This window comes from Methanocalculus sp. (assembly GCF_029762515.1).
Classification (GTDB): domain Archaea; phylum Halobacteriota; class Methanomicrobia; order Methanomicrobiales; family Methanocorpusculaceae; genus Methanocalculus.
The window spans coordinates 1-1,182 of the sequence record NZ_JARVGN010000552.1; the positions used below are offsets into that span (position 1 = coordinate 1).

Consider the following 1,182-nt stretch of genomic DNA (forward strand, 5'->3'; position numbering starts at 1 on the left):
TGCCGGTCTTGTCTGCGTGGGACTGGATGCGGCTGGCAGATTTTTGTGTCATGGATTTCTTCCCCAAGTGTATCACCTCCTGAGATTTGGTAAGTGATCAATCAGGGGTTTTCATATGTTATTCCCGAAACAAAACACAGGAAAAGAAATTAAAAATAATATTGGTAACAATTTCATGACGCTATTCGGTCTTTTTTCCACGAATTTCAATGAAACGCAACGCTAAAATGCCATCCGACGTAATCGAATAGATTTTTTCCTTCTTGCTACCCGATTTATACCGTTCTTTGACAAGGTTCCACTCTACAAGCGATGAAAGATACTTTGAAAGAATTGCGGAATGAAATACCCGCTTTGTTTTCTTTTCATCCTTTTCCCTGATTGGAACGTATTTTTTCGAGAACTCAACCTGCAATAATTTTCTGAGTAGACCGGCCTCGCCATAAGGGCTGAGTAATTTTAATATTTGCACATAGTTGGGATTTGTCGAGACATCTTTGACATGCATCTTTGGTATTGAAAGTTTTTGAATTGCTATCTTCTCACCGGGTGTGTGATATGCTTCGCCTTCAAGCCACACCGACATAACGAAGAGACCAATTGATAGAGGTTTTGTCCCGCCAGATATGTTGAATGAAAACTTTGCTCCAGGGTACTGGGCATAAATATCCAGTACAACATCCCGTATCGCATCAAACGTAACAGAATCAATTTTTTGCACCATACAGGGTATCTTCATCACTTCGGAGATTTGTTGAACAGTGCTAATTGCCTCCCGAATTCTGGGTTTCGTTGCCTTCAGGCGTTCCGAATCAGAATCACTATCGATAAAGATGTCATCTTCAACAATGACAAAGGTCCTCGTGATGTTCTCCAGCTGGTTGATCGAAATGGGATATGTCTTGTGAATGCTCTCTCCAGCACTGATGATGTGGATATGTTCCCCATCGGTCATAGGACAACAATTATTTCCAAGGTTATTTTTTGTTACTATTTTAAGTTTCAATTACCGAGATGTAACATGAGATATTCCACAAGATTCTCCTAGGATGTCCCAGGGAAGTGTAATCCGCTCGGTTAATCTCCACGTCATCACTGCCTGCAATTATCGATGCGAATTTTGCTTTTTTAGGAAATGGAGTCCGCCCATCATGGATCTCAGTCTGGGGGACGCCATCATCT

Annotated in this window: 2 protein-coding genes; both read right to left on the bottom strand. The window is 41.4% G+C overall.

Going from position 1 to position 1,182, the window contains the following annotated elements; genetic code table 11:
- Positions 1-181 precede the first annotated feature (181 nt).
- Positions 182-955 carry a hypothetical protein gene (locus QCH34_RS13075; RefSeq protein ID WP_300334767.1) on the bottom strand — a complete coding sequence of 258 codons (774 nt, stop codon included), beginning with the start codon at positions 953-955 and terminating at the stop codon, positions 182-184.
- Between the two features lie 40 nt (positions 956-995).
- The coding region (locus QCH34_RS13080; RefSeq protein ID WP_300334768.1) for a hypothetical protein at positions 996-1,182 on the bottom strand (187 nt) is incomplete at its 5' end.